Below are 19,828 nucleotides of genomic sequence, written 5' to 3'. Positions count from 1 at the left end.
TTCTGGCAGATATCAACATGAAGATGACCGATGTTCAGGGCAGCCCGGGTGGGATACCACCTCAGGCAGACATGGTGTCGAGCCATGAACAGCTTGCCTTGCTCTGCGCGGACCTGAAGCAGCAGAACGCGAAGCTGAGCGCGCGGGTGCGCGAACTCGAGGACGAGATCTGCCGCGATACGCTGACCCCGCTGTTCAACCGGCGCTATTTCGAGCAGGCCGTGGCTAGCGCGATCGCGCACTGCCAGCGTTATCAGAGCCGGGCCGCGCTGGTCTTCGTCGATGTCGATGATCTGAAGGTCATCAATGACACCTTTGGCCATGCCGCCGGCGATGAGGCGTTGCGCTGCGTGGCGCATGTGCTGCTGGACAATGTCCGCTCGACCGATGTGGTGGCGCGGATCGGCGGCGATGAATTCGCGCTGATCCTGGGCGCGATCAGCGAGGGCGATGTCGAGATCAAGGTCGCTCAGCTCACCGCCGGGATCGCCGCCTGCCGGATCGGCTTTGGCGAGGCGGTAACAAGTCTCTCGGCAACCTTCGGCCATGCCTTCATCCATCCGGATGACGAGGCAGGCCATGTGCTGGCCCGCGCAGACAGCCATATGTACCGGTCCAAGCGCTCGCGCGGTTCGGCCCGCTAATTCCGCATTCGCGCCCGTATTTGCGGTGTCTTAAGCCTTTTGCTTTACAGGGCGTTACATGCAGCCCTGGCTCAAGGTCCTGATCGTTGTCATTTTCAGTGTCGTCGCCACGCTTCTGGCGATGGAGGCGCTTGTCCTGGCGACCGGTGAATCGATCGAGGCGATCTATTGGGCCTTTGCCGTGCTGTGCCCTGCGTCCATAGCCGCACCGGTCAGCTATGTTCTGGTGCGTCAGGCAGAGGTGAACAAGCGGCTCAACCAGGAACTGCTCATCGTGCAGCGGGAACTGCTGACCCAGGCCGATCGCGACCATCTGACCGGCGTGCTCAACCGCGCCGCATTCTACCGGCTGGCGTCGACCTATGGCGAGGATGCGCCGGCCAGCGTGCTTCTGGCGGATATCGACCATTTCAAGGCGATCAACGACCGATATGGCCATGCTGCAGGCGATCAGGCGCTGCGTCTGGTGGCCAATACGCTGCAGGCGGCGCTGCGTCCCGACGATCTGCTGGGCCGGGTTGGCGGAGAAGAGTTTGCCATCCTGCTGTCGGGCATGCCCCAGGCGCTGGCGCTTGCCATAGCAGAGCGGGCGCGCGGTGCGATCGCAGCCCTGTCGATGCGCGCGGCGGATGGCTCGCCGATTGCTCTGTCGATTTCGATTGGCGTGGCGGGCCTTTCTGCAGGCGCGCCGCTGGACGCAGTACTGGCTCAGGCGGACGCGGCCATGTACGCGGCCAAGCGCAATGGCCGCAATCGTGTCATGGTTTCCGATTGAACTTACGTCCAATACCGGGCCAGCCCATTAACCAGACCCGTCTACCTGCAAGACCAGCGCTGATCCCGTGAAAGACATGGCACAGACACTGCCGCATGTTTGGTGAGTTTTAATAATTTCGACCTAGCTCGATCTTCATGAACCCGTTCAAGAAGATCATGACCTGTGTCATCTTTGGAGTTGTCGTGACTTTGGCCGGGTTCGAGGCGATGGTCCACACGCTGCACGAGGATGTCGAATGGCCTTTCTGGGCTTTTGCCGTCATTTCTCCGGCAGCCGTGACCGCCTCCGTCAGTTTCGTGCTGGTCCGCCAGGTCGAGGCCAACCGCGAGCTGGCCGCCGAGCTGATCGCGGTGCAGGCCGACCTGCTGATCAAGGCAAACCGGGACGAGCTGACCGGGATCATGAACCGCGCCGCCTTTTATCGCGAAGCGGCAGCCTATGACGACGAGGCCCCGGCGTGCGTGCTGCTGGCCGATATCGATCATTTCAAGGCGATCAATGACGAGCATGGCCATGCGGCAGGCGACGATGCGCTGCGGCTGGTGGCATCAACGCTGCGTGCGGCGCTGCGGCCCGACGATCTTCTGGGCCGGGTCGGCGGCGAGGAATTCGCGATACTGCTCACCGGGCTACCCTTTGCCCTGGGCATGACAATCGCCGAGCGCGCGCGCGGGGCAGTCGATGCGCTCGATCTCAAATCGGCCGATGGCGATGCCATCGCGCTGTCGATTTCGGTCGGGGTCGCGCCCTATCGCGCGGGATGGTCGCTGGACAATGCGCTCGCTCAGGCGGATGCGGCGATGTACGGGGCCAAGCGCGGCGGCCGCAACCGGGTTCAGGCGGCGGCATAGAAGCGGCATTGCAACCTGACCAAAGCGCTGCAATGCTGCGCCCTGAATGACAATAAATCAGGGGTTTGCCATGAAACTGAAGATCCTGGGGCTGGCGCTGGGCTGGGCTGCGCTGACCGTGCCCGCCACCGCGCCTGCCATCGCCCAGCCTGGTCCGCCGCAGGCCGCGCCTGCAGTCGACTATGCGATGCAGCTCAGCCAGGGCGATGTCATCCTCAAGGATTTCCGCTTCGGCACCGGTGAAGTGCTGCCCGAACTGCGCATGCATTATGCCACGCTGGGCACGCCGCAGCGCGACAGGCAGGGCCGTGTCACCAATGCGGTGATGGTGCTGCACGGCACGGGCGGCACCGGGCTGCAGTTCCTTCAGCCCCAGTTCGCGCAGGAGCTGTTCGGCCCCGGCCAGCCGCTCGATATCCGCAAATATTACATCATCCTTCCCGACAATATCGGCCATGGCAAATCTTCCAAGCCGTCCGACGGCCTGAAGATGCGCTTTCCGGCCTATGACTATACCGACATGGTCCGCGCGCAGCGGCAGATGCTGACGGAAGGGCTGGAGGTCGACCGGCTGCGGCTGGTCATGGGCACCTCGATGGGCTGCATGCACGGCTTTGTCTGGGGCCAGGTCGATCCCGGTTTTGTCCAGGCGATGATGCCGATGGCCTGCCTGCCGATGCCGATCGCAGGCCACAACCGGATGTGGCGCAAGGCGGCGATCGAGGGGATCAAGTCCGATCCCGCCTGGAACGGGGGCAATTATGCGAGCCCGCCGATCATGGGGCTGCGCGTCGCGGCCAGCCTGTTGCAGGTCGCAGGCTTCGCACCGCTGTATCTGCAAAAGGCCTATCCGACGCGCGAGGCCGCCGATGCCTATATCACCCAGCGTATCGAGGCGGCGATCAAGGGCATCGATGCCAATGACACGATCTACCAGATCGAATCATCGCGCAATTACGACCCTTCGAAGACCGTCGAGAAGATGACAATGCCGGTCACCTGGATCAATTCGTCGGACGATTTCATCAATCCCTGGGACTATGGCGTCGCAGAGGATTTCGGCAAGCGGCTGCCCGATGGCAAATATGTGCTGACCAGGGCGACCGACGAAACGCGCGGGCACAGCAACCACACTTGGGCGCGCTTCTGGAAGGGCGAACTGGTCGCCTTGCTCGCGCGCAGCGAGAAATGAGCCGGGATCAGTCCTTGGGCGCGTAGGTCTGGTCGGCGCTGGGGAAGCTGCGCTCGGTCACTTCCCCGGCATAGCTCTGGACTGCATTCTCGATCACTTGCGCCAGATTCTCGTAGCGCTTGACGAACCGCGCGGTGCGCTCGAACAGGCCCAGCATGTCCTCGGTGACCAGCACCTGGCCATCGCAGCGGGCAGAGGCGCCGATGCCGATGACGATGGCGGACACCGCCTCGGTCACCGCGATCGCGATCGGCTCGACCACGCCTTCGACGACGATGGCGAACGCGCCCGCCTCGTCCAGCGCCTTGGCATCGCTGACGATCTTGTCGGCTTCGCTGTCGGACCGGCCGCGCGCGGCATAGCTGCCCAGGATGTTGATCGCCTGCGGGGTCAGGCCGACATGGCCGACCACGGGAATCCCGCGTTCGGTGAGAAACTTCACCGTGGGGGCCATCGCCGCTCCGCCTTCCAGCTTGACCGCCGCCGCGCCGGTTTCCTTGAGCAGTCGTGCTGCGCTGGCAAAGGCCATTTCGGGCGAGGCTTCATAGCTGCCGAATGGCATATCGATCACGACGATGCTGTGATAGCTGCCGCGCACCACTGCAGCGCCGTGCGCGGCCATCATGTCGAGCGTCACCGGCACGGTGCTGGGCAGGCCATAGATCACCTGGCCCAGCGAATCGCCAACCAGCAGCATGTCGCAATGCGGATCGAGCAATTGCGCCATCCGCGCCGTATAGGCCGTCAGCATCACCACCGGCTGCGCCGTCGTGCCATCGACCTTGCGCCGCTGGATCGCAGGCACGGTCAGGCGCTTCATCGGCGCGGGGGTGGGGTTGGCGCGGCTGGTCGACGTGTCGAGCGTATAGGTCGTGGACATGCGCGCTGGTGTAGCGGCGGCTTCTCCCGCGTGCAAACCCAACCTATGTGCAACCGCCGCTTGCCTTAAGCGTCCCACATGGCGACAAGGCACTGTTACTTCTCGTTCGGGTGGTTTTTTGAGCATGCTGCGAATCCTGATTTTCGCGCTGGCGGCCTTTGCGGCCACCGGCACTGCGCTCAGCATGGTGAGCAGCTATCGCTGGTACATCCGGATGTGGGATTTCCCGCGCCTGGGGTTGATGGTGATGGGACTGATCGCGTTGGTGCTGGCGATTCCGGCTTTGTCCGGCTGGGCGCGCGCGCTGGTGGTCGCCAGCATGCTGGTGGTGGTCGGATGGCAGGGTTATCGCATCCACCCCTATACCCCGCTCGCCAGGCCCGAGGTGGCCAAGGCGGTGATCAACAAGGAGAACTGCGTCTCCGCCTTTTCACTCAACGTGCTGCAGACCAACCGCGACTATCGGCGCACGATTGATCTCATCGATCGCGAAGACCCCGATATCATCCTGCTTCTGGAAACCGACAAGCAGTGGGAAGCAGCGCTCAAGCCGGTGATCGATCGCTATCCGCATCGTCAGTCGGCGCCGCTCGACAATCTTTATGGCCTCATCTTCCTTTCGAGGCTGCCGGTCGAGGATTCGGAGATCACCTGGCTGATCGATACCGAAACGCCGTCGGTCTTCGCGACGATCTCCACCGGTGCCGGCGCGAAGTTCCGCTATATCGGCCTCCATCCGCGCCCGCCCCAGCCGGGCGAGAATACCGAAAAGCGCGATGCGGAGATCGCCATTGCCGCGCGCCATGCCAAGCTGACCGACCTGCCGGTGCTGGCCATGGGCGATTTCAACGACGTTGCCTGGTCGCGCACCTCGCAGATGTTCAAGCGGATCGGCGGCTATCTCGATCCGCGCATCGGGCGCGGGCTCTATGCAACGTTCCCGGCCAATCTGCCCGGGCTGCGCTGGCCGCTTGATCATCTGTTCATGTCGCCCGATTTCACGCTGGTCGACATGAAGGTGCTGGAAAATGTCGGATCGGATCACCTGCCGGTGTCCGCGACCGTGTGCCTTGCTCCGCGCGCTGCCAAGGTGCTGAACGACGAGCCGGAAAAGCCCGATCTTGCCGATCACAAGGACATGCGCCAGGCGATCCGCGACGGCAAGCAGGCTGCGATCGAAGAAGGCACGGCTTCGGGTGGCAGCGCGCCCAAGCCCTGATCAGCGCACCGCCCTTCAGCGAACCGCCGCTACCGCCGCGGCAACATAGTCCGAGAACAGCCCGTCTATCCCCGTGGCGATGAACGCCCTGATTTCCGCACCCACATTGCCCGGCGCGACGGGGCTCTCGCCGGTCTTGAACTCGGCCGGGAGAAAGTAGTTTTCGCGCCGGAAGGTCCAGACATGCACCTTCAGCCCGGCAGCATGGGCACCGGCGACGATGCCAGTCGGCGCGGCCAGCTTTCCATCGGCGCTGCGCGGGATGACCATCGCCTTTTCCAGACCCACGCCATCGGCATAACGCGCAATTTCGGCAAGGCCGTCGGGCGTGCTCATCGCGGCATAGGTGACGCCAGGCTGGTCCGGAGGGCCATAGGATGCCGCCATCAGCTGGATCAGCGGTAGCTCGGTCATGCCGTTCAGCCGCTTGAGATTGTCGACCTCGAAGCTCTGGATGAACACCGGATCGGCCGCACCATCATATCCGGCCTTGGCGAGCGTTGCGACCAGCGGCTCTTCCAGCGGCAGGCCAAGCTTGCGGAAATGGCCAGGATGCTTGGTTTCCGGGTACAGGCCGATCCTGCGACCGGTCTCTTTCTCGCGCCGCTGCACCAGCGTGATGATCTCGTCCAGCGTCGGTATGTCCCAGGTGCCGTCATAGGCTGTATTGGCCGTGCGAAGCTGGGGCAGGCGCTCGCGCGCGCGCAGCGTCTTGAGCTCGGCGAGCGTAAAATCCTCGGTGAACCAGCCGGTCAGGCTTTCCCCATCGATGACCTTGGTGGTCTTGCGGTCGGCAAATTCCGGACGGCTAGCAACATCGGTGGTTTCCGATATCTCGTTCTCGTGCCGCGCGACCAGCACGCCGTCGCTGGTGCTGACCAGATCGGGCTCGATAAAGTCCGCGCCCTGGTCGATCGCCAGCGCATAGGCGCCGATCGTGTGTTCAGGCCGCTCGCCGCTCGCACCACGATGCGCGATGATGATCGGACCGGGCGCAGCCATGGCCAGCACCAGCGACGTCAGGATCACGCGACGACCTCGACACCCTTCCAGAAGGCCAGCCGATCGGTGATCTCCTTGGCCGCAGACTTGGGCTCGGGATAGTACCAGACCGCATCCTTGTTGACCTGCCCGTCGACCTCGAGCGAATAATAGCTCGCCATACCCTTCCACGGGCAGAAGCTGGTGGTGTCGCTGGGCTTGAGCAGATCGGCGCGCACATGCTCACGCGGGAAATAATGGTTGCGCTCGACGACGACGGTATCGTCGCTCTCGGCAATGACGGTGCCGTTCCAGATGGCCTTAGGCATGCTCATTCTCCTGTCCTTGGAATGCCTTATATGGGCATGCTGACAGGCTTATGACAGTGGCTCAGCCCAGCGAAGCCGCATAGACGTCGGGCTTGAACCCGACCAGCACGCCGCCGGAATGCTCCAGCACCGGTCGCTTGATGAGCGAAGGCTGCTCCACCATCAGCGCGATAGCCTTGTCGCGGGTGATGTCGGCCTTGTCGGCATCGGGCAGCTTGCGGAACGTGGTCCCCGCCTTGTTGAGCAGCACCTCCCAGCCAACGGCATCGGCCCAGGCATCCAGCTTCTCGGCGCTGATCCCGACCTTCTTGTAGTCATGGAAGTCATAGGCCAAGCCCTGACCCTCAAGCCAGATGCGCGCCTTTTTCATCGTGTCGCAGTTGGGGATGCCATAAATGGTGATCGCGGTCATTGATATCCTTCGGTCTTCTCTGGGCAGAACGGGTGACGGTCTCATAAGCCGTCGAGCCTTCGGATGACAGCTTTTCGAGCCTTGAGGAAAAAGCTGCCATTCCGCAAGCGACCCCGTTGCTGCCATTGACCGCATCATGCAAAACTCGTTGTGGAGGCAAGCCGATGGCGCTGATGGATTATGCTGAACATTTGGTGCCAGTGCTATGGCGCGCCAAGTTCGCAGAGATTGCTGCTGCCTTAGCTGACGGCGATTTCCAATTTTGCAGGTCGCACATCGATGGGGTTGATCCGGTCGATCTGGAGACTGCGGACCTTATAGCAGCGAATGTTACCGCGTATGGAGATGGCCTCGCACCGCTCGACGAAGCGACGTGGGAGCGTTCCATCTATCGCTGGATGGGCGGCTATTGGCAGGTGCTGGTGGACCTCTCGACAATAAGTGAGCCGGTCAGCGACCTCACTCTGCACGCGAAGGTCTACGAGGCAGATTGCTCGCGCCTAACGATCGATTCCGTTCACGTTCCCTGAGGGGTGTGAAGTGCCAGCAATCCACCCAATTTCGGTCATAGGGCACACCCGCACCTCATCCCGAAACTTGACGGGCAGCTATCCGGGCATTGCTAAAAAAGCTGCCGTGCGGCAAACGACCCCTTTGCCGCCATTCGTGAATCCGCTATTTAGCCGAATGCCTGTCGCCTCACCGCCGGTTCCTGAAAAAACACCCGCACCTCTTCGTGACGGTGAACGCGAGGTCATCAAGGAAGCGGTTGAACGTTTCTACGGACCTGACGCTATTGTCCGCAACTATGGGCCTGATGCGGATCAGTTAGAGCTTCACGTTGAGACAGACGCGGAAATGGACATGCGGGAGTATGACTGCCTCGGGGTGCTGCTAACCCGCATCGATCGACGGCAGATAAGCCTCGAAGTCACCAAACGTGGCACAAAGATACGTGGAAATGCGAAGCTGGCTTATCGTCAGGGCGTGATCCTCTAGCGTCAGGAAACCACCCAATATCAGTCATTGCGCGATCCAGTCGCCGCGCCTGAAAGCGGTCGTCACGATGCGCGGCAAGCCTTAGCGATCCGGGCTGCAACCTCGCCTAACTGCTCGCAATTGGGGATGCCGTAAATCGTGACCATTGCCTTGCCTCTCAACGCCGACCGATAAAGCCGCGGATGTCGCGCGACAATTTGCTGAGGTCGGTCTCGTTCACGTACATCATGTGCCCGGCGTCATAGCTGGTATACTCGATCCGGTCGCTGGGAATGCCGGTGCGGGTCAGCGAGTATTCCGCGCCGAAGAACGGGGTGGCGAAATCGTACCAGCCCTGGGCGACGAGGACGCGCAGGCCGTTATTCTCGCGCAATGCCCGGCCGATATAGGGCGCGACATTCTTGTAATAGCGCGATTCTCCGCCATTGCCGGGCAGGTCCCAGTCCCAGTCGCGCACGCCGCCGATGGTGACATATTGCCGTTCGGGGCTGAACTTCAGCTCCTGCCGCACATAGGCGTTGAGCGCGGCGGTATAGCTGCCGTCGATGCCATAGAAGCTGGGGTCGTTGTCGGGCTCCTCACCAGCGTTATCATAGTCCTTGCCGGTATAGCGCGCGTCGAGCCGGCCGACGACGAGGCCGCGATCGCGCAGCAGCTCCTTGTAGAAGCGGCCCGGAGTCACGCGCAGGTCGGCATTTTCCAGATATTGCTCAGACAGGCCGGTGTAGCGCGCCAGCTTTGCGCGGATACGGGCGCGTTCCTCGCCGACCAGTGCGCTGCCCTTCATCAAGGCGGGCAGATATTCGTTGGTGGCGAACGCCTTGGCCTCGGCAGACAGCGCGGCAGGGCCGGGGCCCGATGCTGCGGGCGTGGTCTTGCCATGATAGAGTGCGGTGACGGCCATGCTGGGCACCATCAGCACATAGGGCATTTCATTGCCCGGCACCTCGGCCTGCGCGCCGAAATCGAGGATGGTCGAGATCAGCAGCAGGCCGTTCAGCGCCACATCATTATAGCTGCCCTCAAGCTCGTTCGCGACGGCGGCAGTGCGCGTGGTGCCATAGCTTTCGCCGCCCAGAAACTTGGGCGCGTTCCAGCGGCCATTGTCGCTGAGCCACTGGCGGATGAACTGTGCGACCGATTTGGCGTCCTTGGTGACGCCCCAGAACTCCTTGGGGTCGGTATCGCCGAGCGCGGTCGAAAAGCCGGTCCCGACCGGATCGATGAAGACGATATCGGTGACGTCGAGCAGGCTGTCAGGGTTGTCGATCAGGCGATAGGGCGGCGCGCCATCATCGCGCCCGTCATTGGGGATGGCGACGCGCTTGGGGCCGAACGCGCCCATGTGCAGCCAGAGCGAGCCCGAACCGGGGCCGCCGTTGAACAGGAAGGTCACCGGGCGGTTCGCCTCGGGCGCGTCCTTGACATAGCTGACCGAAAATATGCGCGCCCTGGGGTTGCCCTTGTCGTCCTTCAGGAAGGTGTCGCTTGCGGTCGCGGTATAGGCAACGCGCTGACCGCCGAACGTGCCGCCGTGCCTGGTCACCGAAACCATCGGCTCGACCTTGGCGGCATCGGCCTTGGCGGGCGCAGGCTTGTCCTGCGCGGCGAGCGGCAGGGGCGACAGGCAAAGGCACAAGGCCAGAGCGGAGGAAGCGAAGCGGTTGCGCATGGACGAGGACCCTCTCAGACCGGAATCGGTTTTTCCGTATACGGTCCAAGGGGATGACATGTCCGCCCCATGCTTGGCAAGCGGCCTTGCCTTACGCGGGCTGCAACGGTCGCTGGCCGATGGCGGTGAAGCGGCGCGGGCCGAGATCGAGCCGCAACGGGCCGACGCGCGGGCCGGGCGGGGTGCTCTCTTCGCCCAGCACGAACGATTGGGTCACGGCATAGCGGGTACCATCGGGCCCGTCATAGCCGATCCAGATATGCACCAGCGGCACGAACAGCAGGCGGCCCTGCATCTCGATCGGCTCGATCTGGCCCAGCGGCAGACGGATCTGCCCTTCGCAGCGCTGGGTGCTGCCCGGATCGATATCCGCGATCTTCTGCAGATGCGGGAGCAGGCTGTCGCCGCGCATCGGGTCCACCGTCGGCGGCATGCCGCGCCGCGCCTGGACGATCGCGCCATGCAGCGCGAGCTTGCTCACCGGGATGTCGGACATGTTGGTGATGCCCAGATGATAGCGCGCGACCGCATTGACCAGCGTCACGTCGACGCCGAGCGTGGTGTAATCCAGCAGCAGGCGCGGCACCGCAGGCGCGGCGGCCTCTCCGCCGAAATCATGGCGTTGCGGTGTACCCTTGGCAGCACCCAGCGAAGCCGAAGCGCCCGCAGCGGAATCGGCCAGAGCCGAATCGGGCAGGATGTCATCCAGGTCTTCCGCCGACTGGGCGCTGACCGGCGCTGGTGCCGGGCGCGGTGCTGGCGGCGGAGGTGGCGGAGGAGGTGGTGGCGGCGGGGGCGACGCAGCAGCGGTGCGCCAGCTGCCTGCCATCTGCGCCGGATCGAATTGCGGCTGCGGTATCGCTGCCCGCGGCGCAGGTGCGGGGGCGGGGCTGGGCGCTGGTACCGGGCGCTGCGTGCGCAGCGGCGGGGTCGGCACTGTCTCGACCGGCTGGAGGTGCACCGGCGTGTCGGCCGCGATCGCAGGCTTGGGCTTGCGGTTGCGCAGCCCCATGAACACCAGGCTGGCCAGAGCGATCAGCCCTGCCGCTGCCCACCACCAGATCGAGCCATCGTCTTCCACCGCAGCAGGATCGGATTCCGGATCCATCGCCGGGTCGGGACCGGCGAGGCCTGGCAGATCGGAACCGGGCAGGTCCGAGCCCGCCAGAGGATCGGTCGCAGGCGCCCCGGCCGCAGGAGGGAGTGTCTGCGTCGCCGGATCGCCCGAGCTGACCGGGGTGTCGGGCGATAGCGCCGGAGCAGGCGCCGGAGCCGTCCCCTGCGGGCGCGGCTGGGCCTGAGGTTGCTGGGCTGCAGGGCGTGGGGCGGTGGCGCTCGGCCGCTGCGCCTGGGGCTGTGGACGCGGAGTCTGCGGCTGCGTGCGCTGCGGGGCCTGCTGGCGCGGAACGGGCGTCGGAGCAATGGTTGCCACCGGCGGGCGGGTCTGCGGCTCTGCCGGTTGATCGGTGCGGCGCGGCGCGGTCGAATCGGAATCGACCGGGCCCTGCACGTCGGACGGCTGCTCATTGCTCGGCTGCGGACCAGCGGGCAGGGTGAAGCTTCCGGGACTGCTTTCCTGCGCGATGCCCGGCACTGCGAGCGCGAGCGTTGCCGATACGACCAGCGCCTTCAGCGCGGCCAGGCGCTGCCTGTCCTTCGAACTGTCCATCCGACGCTGACCGTTCATGCCGAGATAATTCCCCATAATCCCCAAAATCCGGGCGCGATTGCTTGCGCCATGCGCCGACCACCACCTGTCTGCAATAGCTCGCCACGCGCTTCTGGCGCTTAATCGGCGCTGAATGCAGGGCGGGAGATGACATCAGCCGTGTGCCGCATTAGATGAGGCGCATGTCTGATCAACCCCAAACACGCTTTCTCGGCAAAGACAGCCCCATGCCGACCTCTCCCGAAGAGGCAGTGCTGGACTATGTGCCCAATCCTCGCCCCGGCAGGCCGTATCTTGTGCGCTTTACCGCGCCCGAGTTCACCTCGCTCTGCCCCGTTACCGGCCAGCCCGATTTCGCGCATCTGGTCATCGACTATGCACCCGACAAGGTGATGGTCGAATCGAAGTCGCTCAAGCTGTTTCTGGGCAGCTTCCGCAACCACCAGGCGTTCCACGAGGATTGCACCGTCGGCATTGCCGAGCGGCTGTTCGATGAGATGCAGCCGCACTGGTTGCGCATCGGCGGCTATTGGTATCCGCGCGGCGGCATTCCCATCGATGTGTTCTGGCAATCGGGCGAACCGCCTGCGGGGCTGTGGCTGCCGCCGCAGGACGTTCCGGGCTATCGCGGACGCGGTTAAAGGCCGAGCGCGGCGAGGATCGCGGCCCAGCTCACCAGCTTGAAATTCTGCGTGCCGCCGCCGTTATCGCCATCCTGCGCGATGAACAGCCCTGCTTCGAAACCGGGGCCGTAATCGCCGACGGCCAGCTCGATCCCGTCGGTCTCGGACGTCCCGTCCAGCGCGCCGCCATTGATGCGGAAGCGGCCGAGCAGCTTGCCCGTCGCGGTATCGAACACCGCATAGGCATTGTCGCCCTGGCTCGAGGCGACAAGCAGGCTGCTCTTGCCTGCCCGGGTGGCGAGCGCCAGCCCCTCGACATCGGCGACCAGCTGCTTGCTGTCTGCCTGGGCGAACAGCACCGGCGCGCTATCGGGGCGGGCAGGGTCGATCTTCCAGATGCCGACATCCTCTTCGCCGACAAACAGCATGCCGGTCGCCGGATCGATCACGCAGCCTTCGATCTGGGTGGCGAGCTTCCAGCTGGCGCCCATGCTGTGTTCGACCTTGCCATCCTTGTGCGTGATGCTGATCTGGCGGACGGTGCCGTCCTTGATCGCGGCATAGGCGGTCATCGCATCGGGCGCGCCGACCATGGCGATGCGCGGTGCGCCGGTGACGCATACGCCATAGCCTTCGCCCGCACCGCTCGGCACGCTGGCGAGCGGAGCAAGCGCGCCGCTGGCCGGATCGAGCAGGAACAGCGCCAGCTTGGAATTGACCGGATCGGTGCGGTCGCTGGCGATGACGACGATGCCATGCTCGCCCGCAAACAGGGTCACGTTGTTATACCGTCCGGTCAGCGACGATCCGCGCACCTTGCCATCCATGCCATAGACATAAAGCCCCGCCCTTTTGTCGGTGCCGACGATCAGGCTGGCAGACGGGTTGGCCGGGTTGCGCCAGATCGCCGGGTCGTCCGCCGCATCGGCATTGGCGGTGCCCACCGGCACGGTTTCGGCGGTCGCGGCGACATCGATGGCGGGGAGGGCGTTGGCAATCCGCGTTTCGAGCGGGATTTCCTTCGGCGCACACGCGCTGGCCAGCAAGGCGAAAAGGCTCACCCCGAACAGGGTGGCAGACGAACGAGCGGCCATGACGAGTAATCCTTTGTCGAAGTTAACTTGCGCTGCGGCGCCCGTGACAGCTGGATATGGCGTGTTGATGACAGTTTTGCGTACAAACTGACGCAAAACTGAAACGTGACTTTCATCCATCCGTCTTTGATCGCTGTTAGCGGGCGCAGCAACGGCGGACCTTTCGCCGATTGAGTCGGGGGCATTTCCATATGAATGGTTTTTCGGGTTGTCGCTCGCGCGCATCGTCGCGTGCACGTCTGGTCATGTTGAGCAGCATTGCTGCCGTTGCATTGATCCCCTCGGTTGCATCGGCGCAGAATGCCGAAGCACAGCCAGAGGCGGAGAACAGCGAAGGCGACATCATCGTGCGCGGTTCGCGGCCGATTGCCGAATCGGAGATTGCAGCGCTGCGGGCGCAGAAGGAGTCCGATTCGCTGGTGAGCGTTCTGGCATCGGACTCGATCGGTCGTTTGCCTGACCAGAATATCGCCCAGGCCGTCAGCCGCCTGCCCGGCATCGGTGTGCAGCGGGACCAGGGCCAGGCCCGCTATATCAACCTGCGCGGCTCGCCGCTGAACTGGACGACGTTGTCGTTCGACGGGATTTTCGTGATCAGCCCCGAAGGCCGTGATGCCCGCTTCGATTCCATTCCTTCTGCGCTGGCATCGCAAGTCGTGGTCCAGAAGGCGGTGACGCCGGACCTCAATGGCGAAACGATTGCCGGCAATGTCAACATCGTCACGCGCTCGCCATTTGATTATCGCGGTTTTCATGTCGCCGGAAAGGCCGGTATGGGCCGGGTCGAATTGGGCGGGCGCGGCGAATATGAAGCCTCGCTGGTTCTGTCGAACCGCTGGGAAACCAGCATCGGCGATATCGGAGTGCTGGTGTCCGGCAGCTATTACCAGCGGGACATGGTCACCGACAATTTCGAGATCGACTGGGAAGAGGTCGATCGCGATCTCCGTCCGCTTGGGGCTGGCGAAACCGGCCCGCGCGTCTGGGCGCGCGAGATCGAGAACAAATTCTATCGCCTGACCCGCAAGAACTATTCCGGATCGGCCAAGGTCGAATGGCGACCCGACAGCCAGAACAAGCTGTTCCTGAGCTCGGTATACACCGTCTTCGCGGATAAGGAGCTGCGCGACAATTACCGCATTGATGCCGACGATCAGCAAAGCCGGGTGCCCAACAGCACCGCAGCCTGCACCACCACCGGTGTCCAGCCGCCTGCAGCCTTCACCACCGGCTACGCCGATATCTGTACCGGCAATACGCCGTTTGTCGGCACGCTATACGGCGTCGATTTCGACGCACGGTTCCGCAAGACTGACTACAGCCAGACTGTATTTACCAATACGCTGGGTGGTGATCACGAATTCGGCAATTGGACGATCAAATGGCGCGGCAATTATACCCGCTCTGAAGATGATCGCAGCCAGCCCTATCTGCTGACCTATCAAAGCCCTGGCTTTGGCACCAATGGCGTGGGCGGCGTCAACCGGGTGACGGCAGATTATGATCTGCGCGATCCGGGCAATTCGCAAATCCGTCTTTTCAGGACGTTGCGCAGCGCTGCAGGTGTTTTCTCCAGGGGCGCGGCCGTCAATGCCTATCAGGATTTCCCCAACAGCATCTCATCGGCGATATCGTTGATCGCGCTCGATATCACGGAAGCCTATACCGGCAAGCTGGATTTCGCAGTGAAGACATCAGTATTCGGCGACACCACCTTTCGCTTCGGGGCCCAATATGACAATCGCACCAAGGAGCGCAACGAACTGCAGCTGACCGGTTCGGGAGCCGCCTTCAACAATGCTCTGACAGGGGCGGGGATCGGCCTCGACATCAACGGCATTCTCGGCGACGACCCGTTCAAGGGCAAGATCCGTCCCGGATACACGCTCACGCATTTCTCCGACGCCAAGGCAAGTGCGGTGCTGGCGCAGGCGCTGCGGACCGGAACCTTCGCGCCCGTTCTCGCCAATTTCTACAATGTCGGAGAAGAAATCTGGGCTGGCTATGCCATGGGGACGACCCGCTTCGATTGGGGCAATGTCGTCTATGGTGCACGCATCGAGCATATCCAGAATGACGGTAGCGCATTTGTGACGCTGCCGGGCCAGGGAACGAGCCTCGTTTCGGTCGGCAGCAGTCAGACGCTGGTTTTCCCCAGCGCGCATATCAACTGGGACGTGCGTGACGACATGAAGGTCCGTCTGTCGTTCAATACTGGAGCAGCGCGTGCAGATTATGACGTCCTGCGTCCCAGCTTCACGGTCAACGATGCCAATGAAACCATTTCTGGCGGCAACCCCTTTGCCGAACCGGAAAAGGCCATGGGCGTCGATCTGTACTGGGAATGGTATATTCCGCGCGGCGGCTTTGTCTCGCTTGGCGTGTTCTACAAGGATGTCCGCGACGTGCTGTTTGATGACAGCCGCGTCTTCGGGAGCAATGCGCTGAACGCCGGCGGCATTGATCGCTCGCAATATATCCTCAACACCATCGTCAATGGTGGAGACGGCTATATCTATGGTGCCGAAGGCGCATTGGCACTGCAGCTGGGCAATTTCCTCGCGGATGACAGCTGGATCGGCGGCTTCGGCATCCAGGCCAATATCACGTACAACAAGAGCGAGGCGACGACCCCCGATGGCCGCAAGGTCCGCTTTCCCGGCACTTCGAAATTCGTTTACAATGTCGGGCCCTATTACGAAAAGTACGGTTTTTCCGCGCGGCTCAGCTATCAGCGGCGCACGTCCTGGTTCTCTGAAATCGGAGGCCAGGACACCGGCGGTGATCTGTTCTGGGCTACGGATGACGAGCTGGATGCTTCGGCGCGCTATTCGGTCACCCCGAATTTTGAAGTCTATTTCGACGCTTCGAACCTTCTGAACGGTCCGGGCCGCCGCTTCGCCGGAACCAGCCAGCGCACGCTGGAGCGCGAGACGTTCGGTCGCCGCTATACAGGTGGTATCCGCATCACCTTCTGATTCCCCTGTGGCATGCCGGGAGCCCGAAACGGTTCCCGGCATTTCCGCTTCCGTAAACCGGCATGCGGCGCTACATTGCGCGGATGCAAGATTCCGTCGCTATCCGTCATGACCATCCCATCAGCGTCGATGCTTCCGAGATCGACTTCATGGGGCATGTCAACAATGCCCATTACCTCAAATGGGTGCAGGATGCGGTGATCGCCCATTGGCAGAATATCGCGCCGCCCCAGGCCGTCGCAGAACATCTGTGGGTCGCGCTGAAGCACGAGATCACCTATCGCAAGCCCGCGTTTCTTGACGATCAGGTGATCGCCACCGTGATGCTCGAGAAGGTCCACGGCGCGCGCGCCTTTTACGAGACGATCATCCGCCGGGGCGAGGATGTGCTGGCCGAGGTCAAGTCGAGCTGGTGCTGCCTCGATGCCGAAACGCTGCGTCCGGCGCGGCTGGCCGAGGATATCAAGCGGCGCTTTTTCGGCAGCTGATTGTCAGCCGATCAGTCCCAGGCTGATCAGGATCGTCAGGAACCCCGTCACGACAAATATCGTGCAGGTCAGCAACAGGCTGAGCCTGAAGATTCCGCCGATGCGTGACGTGCCATAGGCGTGGCGTAGCTGCCGGTACATATGGAACGGGGCGTAGAAGAACGCCGCAGTGATGACCAGGCCGGGCGCGATGTTGAACTTCACCGCCAGCGTGACCACGATGAACAGCAGCGACATGAACGCGATTGAATAGGTCGTGAAGACGGCGTGGTCGTAGAACCGGTGGCCGCGCTTGCCGATGGTGGCGAGCCACACGAACGGGATGGATAGCGGGATCAGCAGCCACGCGAACTTGTAGCCATTGGACTGCATCTTGTAGAGCAGTAGCTCCGGGTTTTTTTTCGCCTTGCTGGCCAGCTTGTTGATCCAGGAGTCGAATGCCTTGAAGCCGGTGTCGACATCGGAATTGAATTCGAACGTGTCCGCGATCTTTTCGCCGTCGGGTCCCAGCACCTCGGGATAGCGGGCCTTGCCCTCTGTCGCAAAGGTGAGGCCATTGACCTCGCGCTTAAGGTCGATGAGCTTTTCGGTCAGTTTCTCGCGTTGCGGATCGTCGGCAGGAAGTGCGGCCAGTTCGTCGGTCGCGGTCTTGATCTTGAGCTCCAGCCTGGCGATGCCTTCGCGCATCGATGCGCGCCAATCGCTACCTGGGGTGACGGTGATGCCGTCCTTTGCCGCCTCCGATTTCATGTTGTCGCCCGTGAAATTGGGCGAGCCGACATAGGAGAAGATCGCGAACATCATGAAGATGGAGAACAGGAACAGCGCCATCGGGCTGATGAACTTGGCGCGTTCGCCATGGATGTAGCGGCGGGTCAGGTGTCCCGGCTGCCATGCCAGCAGCGGCAGGGTGTTCCAGAACTTGCCGTCGAAATGCAGCACGCCGTGCAGGATGTCATGCCAGAAGGCGGAGATCGAACGGTGGACATGCGCGGCCTGGCCGCATTGGTGGCAGTGCGGACCGTTCAATATCGTCCCGCAATTGAGGCATTTGCCATGGCCCTCGACGCTGGCTTCACCGGCCTTGGGCTCTGCAACCCGCGCCCACATCCCGCCTTCGGCCATTGCGCCTGCCACTTCGAATTCGCCGCTCATTGCCTTGGCCGCCCCGCTGTTTCACCCGCCCCGACACTACAAGCGGGCCTGACCGGGGCCAAGCTATTTGTCCTGCTGCGGCCCGGCCTTTTGGCGTTGCGCGCTCTGGTCCGCAACGGCTAGGGCTGGCACATGGCCCATTTCGATCCCAAGACCTATCGCAACGCGCTGGGGCAGTTTGCCACCGGCGTCACTATCGTTACCACCCGCGATGCCGATGGCGCACCGGTCGGCGTGACCGCCAACAGTTTCAACTCGGTGTCGCTCAATCCGCCGCTGGTGCTCTGGTCGCTGGCCCGCAGTGCGCGGTCGATGGCGGCGTTCGAGCAGGCCGGGCAGTTTGCGGTGCACATCCTGGCGAGCGATCAGGACGAGCTTTCCAACCGCTTCGCCTCGCGCATCGAGGACAAGTTTGCCGGGCTGGAGATCGGCGAGGCAGGCCCGCCGCGCATCGAGGGGTGTTCTGCACGGCTGATCTGCACGACGCGGCACATGTATGAAGGCGGAGACCATGTCATCATGGTCGGCGAGGTGATCGATTACGAGAGCGATGGCAAACCGCCCTTGCTGTTCCACGGCGGCGGCTATGCCGACCGCGTGGCGCGCGAGGCCGCGCTGGCATCGCCGCCGGTACGGTATGCGGTCGAGGGACGGATCGCGACGATCACGCTCAACCGACCCGAAACGCGCAATGCGCTCTCCGAAGAGGTGATCGGTGCGCTGGTCGCCGCACTGGAGGCGGCGGATGCGGACCCGGATGTCGATTGCGTCGTGCTGACCGGTGAAGGTCCCGGCTTCTGCTCTGGCGGCAATATCAAGCAGATCAAGGCCCTCACGGCCGAGCAGCACATGAGCCCGATGCAGCTAGAACATTGGTACAAGACGCAGATCCAGCGGATCCCGCTGACCATGGAGCGGATGTCCGTTCCGGTCATCGCCGCCATTCGCGGCCATTCCATCGGTGCAGGCTGCGATCTGGCCTGTATGTGCGACATCCGCATTGCCGCAGACGACGCTGTGTTTGCCGAGAGCTTCCTGCGCGTCGGCATCATCCCGGGCGATGGCGGCGCGTGGCTGCTGCCGCGAATCGTCGGCCATGCCAAGGCGACCCAGATGATGCTCACCGGCGAGTTCATCGATGCGGCCAAGGCGGAGCGCTACGGGCTGGTGTCGGAAGTCGTTGCCGCAGATGCGCTGATCCCGCGCGCGATGGAACTGGCACGGATGGTCGCGCAATTCCCGCCCTCGGCCATCCGCAAGACGAAGCGTCTGATCAAGGATGCACGCGATGTATCGCTGGCCGAGCATCTCGATCAGGCGGCGATCTGGCAGGGTGTGCTGCAGCAGATGGACGATCACCGGGAGGCGATCGATGCTATTCTGGAAAAGCGCGCCCCTCGATTTACTGGCAAGTAAAGCCGCGGTTCCATTGTCGGCGTAGCCCGGCAATGCTCAACAAGGCATTCGGGCGCGTTAACCTTTTCGAATCACTATTGTCGCTTGACTGGCTGAAACGGTGCAGCAGTGCGGGCTTTCAGTGTCTGCGGCATGGTCATCAGCGGGTGCGACGAGAGCGGTGCACGAAAATGGCCCCGGCCTTTCGACCGGGGCCACCTGATTGAAGTTTCGTGAAAAACTTCGAAATCAGTTGCTCCAGCCGCCGCCCAGGACCCAGTCCCAGAAACCGCGAACCGGCTGCTTGGTACGCTTTGCCATTTTTAGCACTCCATTTAGGGCGAGTTGTCGACATCGCCCGAATGAAAGCTAACAGAATGTAAAATGGTCAACAAGCCATTAACCAAGGTTAGGGCGACAGATTGCAACTGTGCGCTGCACACGCGATGCTGGGGGCAAAATCCCGGCG

At 62.9% G+C, this 19,828-nt stretch carries 19 protein-coding genes; 11 read left to right on the top strand and 8 right to left on the bottom strand.

All coding sequences use genetic code 11. The features are described 5' to 3' along the window. Positions 1–17: 17 nt before the first annotated feature. From OU999_06165 to OU999_06150, 4 genes are all read left to right on the top strand, one after another. Complete coding sequence (locus OU999_06165) at positions 18–644, top strand: GGDEF domain-containing protein (GenBank protein WAC24768.1); 627 nt, start codon at positions 18–20, stop codon at positions 642–644. Positions 645–702: 58 nt separating this feature from the next. After that, entirely contained in the window at positions 703–1,419 is a 717-nt protein-coding gene (locus OU999_06160; protein WAC24767.1) for a GGDEF domain-containing protein, read from the top strand. A gap of 137 nt (positions 1,420–1,556) precedes the next feature. Continuing rightward, positions 1,557–2,273, top strand: coding sequence for a GGDEF domain-containing protein (locus OU999_06155; protein ID WAC24766.1), 717 nt, complete (start codon positions 1,557–1,559; stop codon positions 2,271–2,273). Between the two features lie 187 nt (positions 2,274–2,460). Beyond that, positions 2,461–3,465: an alpha/beta fold hydrolase gene (locus OU999_06150; GenBank protein WAC25363.1), complete on the top strand. Its 1,005-nt coding sequence runs from the start codon at positions 2,461–2,463 to the stop codon at positions 3,463–3,465. Positions 3,466–3,472: 7 nt separating this feature from the next. Here OU999_06150 and panB read toward each other — a convergent pair whose 3' ends face one another. Continuing rightward, positions 3,473–4,345 carry a 3-methyl-2-oxobutanoate hydroxymethyltransferase gene (gene panB / locus OU999_06145; GenBank protein ID WAC24765.1) on the bottom strand — a complete coding sequence of 291 codons (873 nt, stop codon included), beginning with the start codon at positions 4,343–4,345 and terminating at the stop codon, positions 3,473–3,475. Positions 4,346–4,469: 124 nt separating this feature from the next. On the opposite strand from panB, the gene OU999_06140 reads away from it, so the two are divergent. Then, on the top strand, positions 4,470–5,564 hold the full coding sequence (locus OU999_06140; protein WAC24764.1) for an endonuclease/exonuclease/phosphatase family protein: 1,095 nt from the start codon (positions 4,470–4,472) through the stop codon (positions 5,562–5,564). A 15-nt stretch (positions 5,565–5,579) separates the two neighbouring features. On the opposite strand, the gene OU999_06135 is transcribed toward OU999_06140, so the two are convergent. The 3 genes from OU999_06135 to OU999_06125 form a co-directional block, all read right to left on the bottom strand. Then, on the bottom strand, positions 5,580–6,593 hold the full coding sequence (locus OU999_06135) for a glycerophosphodiester phosphodiesterase (protein ID WAC24763.1): 1,014 nt from the start codon (positions 6,591–6,593) through the stop codon (positions 5,580–5,582). Beyond that, positions 6,590–6,874 carry a DUF427 domain-containing protein gene (locus tag OU999_06130; GenBank protein WAC24762.1) on the bottom strand — a complete coding sequence of 95 codons (285 nt, stop codon included), beginning with the start codon at positions 6,872–6,874 and terminating at the stop codon, positions 6,590–6,592. Before OU999_06130 ends, OU999_06135 begins: the two co-directional genes overlap by 4 nt. Positions 6,875–6,935: 61 nt before the next feature. Continuing rightward, positions 6,936–7,286, bottom strand: coding sequence for an ArsC family reductase (locus OU999_06125; GenBank protein ID WAC24761.1), 351 nt, complete (start codon positions 7,284–7,286; stop codon positions 6,936–6,938). A 164-nt stretch (positions 7,287–7,450) separates the two neighbouring features. Here OU999_06125 and OU999_06120 point away from each other — a divergent pair, with 164 nt between their 5' ends. Both OU999_06120 and OU999_06115 read left to right on the top strand, forming a co-directional pair. Beyond that, entirely contained in the window at positions 7,451–7,816 is a 366-nt protein-coding gene (locus OU999_06120; GenBank protein ID WAC24760.1) for a hypothetical protein, read from the top strand. 67 nt (positions 7,817–7,883) lie between these two features. Beyond that, positions 7,884–8,285, top strand: a complete 402-nt coding sequence (locus OU999_06115) for a hypothetical protein (GenBank protein WAC24759.1) — start codon at positions 7,884–7,886, stop codon at positions 8,283–8,285. Between the two features lie 157 nt (positions 8,286–8,442). Here the strand turns inward: OU999_06115 and OU999_06110 are convergent, their stop codons facing one another. Beyond that, a complete protein-coding gene (locus OU999_06110) occupies positions 8,443–9,957 on the bottom strand; it encodes a peptidase S10 (GenBank protein ID WAC24758.1) in 1,515 nt (504 codons plus the stop codon). 91 nt (positions 9,958–10,048) lie between these two features. Then, positions 10,049–11,644 (bottom strand): hypothetical protein, encoded by a 1,596-nt coding sequence (locus OU999_06105; protein WAC24757.1) that lies wholly within the window; start codon positions 11,642–11,644, stop codon positions 10,049–10,051. Positions 11,645–11,808: 164 nt separating this feature from the next. On the opposite strand from OU999_06105, the gene queF reads away from it, so the two are divergent. Further along, entirely contained in the window at positions 11,809–12,267 is a 459-nt protein-coding gene (gene queF / locus OU999_06100) for a preQ(1) synthase (GenBank protein ID WAC24756.1), read from the top strand. Here queF and OU999_06095 read toward each other — a convergent pair. After that, a complete protein-coding gene (locus OU999_06095) occupies positions 12,264–13,343 on the bottom strand; it encodes a phytase (GenBank protein WAC24755.1) in 1,080 nt (359 codons plus the stop codon). The two genes, queF and OU999_06095, sit on opposite strands and share 4 nt — an antisense overlap. Before the next feature lie 191 nt (positions 13,344–13,534). On the opposite strand from OU999_06095, the gene OU999_06090 reads away from it, so the two are divergent. Both OU999_06090 and OU999_06085 read left to right on the top strand, forming a co-directional pair. Then, positions 13,535–16,321 carry a TonB-dependent receptor gene (locus OU999_06090; protein WAC24754.1) on the top strand — a complete coding sequence of 929 codons (2,787 nt, stop codon included), beginning with the start codon at positions 13,535–13,537 and terminating at the stop codon, positions 16,319–16,321. A gap of 83 nt (positions 16,322–16,404) precedes the next feature. Next, positions 16,405–16,809 carry a thioesterase family protein gene (locus OU999_06085; protein WAC24753.1) on the top strand — a complete coding sequence of 135 codons (405 nt, stop codon included), beginning with the start codon at positions 16,405–16,407 and terminating at the stop codon, positions 16,807–16,809. Positions 16,810–16,812: 3 nt separating this feature from the next. Here OU999_06085 and OU999_06080 read toward each other — a convergent pair whose 3' ends face one another. Beyond that, positions 16,813–17,964, bottom strand: coding sequence for a DUF3667 domain-containing protein (locus tag OU999_06080; GenBank protein WAC24752.1), 1,152 nt, complete (start codon positions 17,962–17,964; stop codon positions 16,813–16,815). Between the two features lie 132 nt (positions 17,965–18,096). On the opposite strand from OU999_06080, the gene OU999_06075 reads away from it, so the two are divergent. Further along, a complete protein-coding gene (locus tag OU999_06075) occupies positions 18,097–19,380 on the top strand; it encodes an enoyl-CoA hydratase-related protein (GenBank protein ID WAC24751.1) in 1,284 nt (427 codons plus the stop codon). Positions 19,381–19,828 lie beyond the last annotated feature (448 nt).

The organism is Blastomonas sp. SL216, from assembly GCA_026625625.1.
Classification (GTDB): domain Bacteria; phylum Pseudomonadota; class Alphaproteobacteria; order Sphingomonadales; family Sphingomonadaceae; genus Blastomonas.
The sequence above is the reverse complement of the archived record's forward strand: the minus strand, read 5'-3'. Positions and strand labels throughout refer to the sequence as shown.

Coding starts and splice junctions, on each gene's coding strand:
- panB (WAC24765.1), bottom strand. CDS start 4,345: ATGTCCACGACCTATACGCTCGACACGTCGACCAGCCGCGCCAACCCC.
- OU999_06085 (WAC24753.1), top strand. CDS start 16,405: ATGCAAGATTCCGTCGCTATCCGTCATGACCATCCCATCAGCGTCGAT.
- OU999_06080 (WAC24752.1), bottom strand. CDS start 17,964: ATGAGCGGCGAATTCGAAGTGGCAGGCGCAATGGCCGAAGGCGGGATG.
- OU999_06105 (WAC24757.1), bottom strand. CDS start 11,644: ATGAACGGTCAGCGTCGGATGGACAGTTCGAAGGACAGGCAGCGCCTG.
- OU999_06165 (WAC24768.1), top strand. CDS start 18: ATGAAGATGACCGATGTTCAGGGCAGCCCGGGTGGGATACCACCTCAG.
- OU999_06150 (WAC25363.1), top strand. CDS start 2,461: ATGCAGCTCAGCCAGGGCGATGTCATCCTCAAGGATTTCCGCTTCGGC.
- OU999_06140 (WAC24764.1), top strand. CDS start 4,470: ATGCTGCGAATCCTGATTTTCGCGCTGGCGGCCTTTGCGGCCACCGGC.
- OU999_06130 (WAC24762.1), bottom strand. CDS start 6,874: ATGCCTAAGGCCATCTGGAACGGCACCGTCATTGCCGAGAGCGACGAT.
- queF (WAC24756.1), top strand. CDS start 11,809: ATGTCTGATCAACCCCAAACACGCTTTCTCGGCAAAGACAGCCCCATG.
- OU999_06125 (WAC24761.1), bottom strand. CDS start 7,286: ATGACCGCGATCACCATTTATGGCATCCCCAACTGCGACACGATGAAA.
- OU999_06095 (WAC24755.1), bottom strand. CDS start 13,343: ATGGCCGCTCGTTCGTCTGCCACCCTGTTCGGGGTGAGCCTTTTCGCC.
- OU999_06110 (WAC24758.1), bottom strand. CDS start 9,957: ATGCGCAACCGCTTCGCTTCCTCCGCTCTGGCCTTGTGCCTTTGCCTG.
- OU999_06075 (WAC24751.1), top strand. CDS start 18,097: ATGGCCCATTTCGATCCCAAGACCTATCGCAACGCGCTGGGGCAGTTT.
- OU999_06090 (WAC24754.1), top strand. CDS start 13,535: ATGAATGGTTTTTCGGGTTGTCGCTCGCGCGCATCGTCGCGTGCACGT.
- OU999_06155 (WAC24766.1), top strand. CDS start 1,557: ATGAACCCGTTCAAGAAGATCATGACCTGTGTCATCTTTGGAGTTGTC.
- OU999_06160 (WAC24767.1), top strand. CDS start 703: ATGCAGCCCTGGCTCAAGGTCCTGATCGTTGTCATTTTCAGTGTCGTC.
- OU999_06120 (WAC24760.1), top strand. CDS start 7,451: ATGGCGCTGATGGATTATGCTGAACATTTGGTGCCAGTGCTATGGCGC.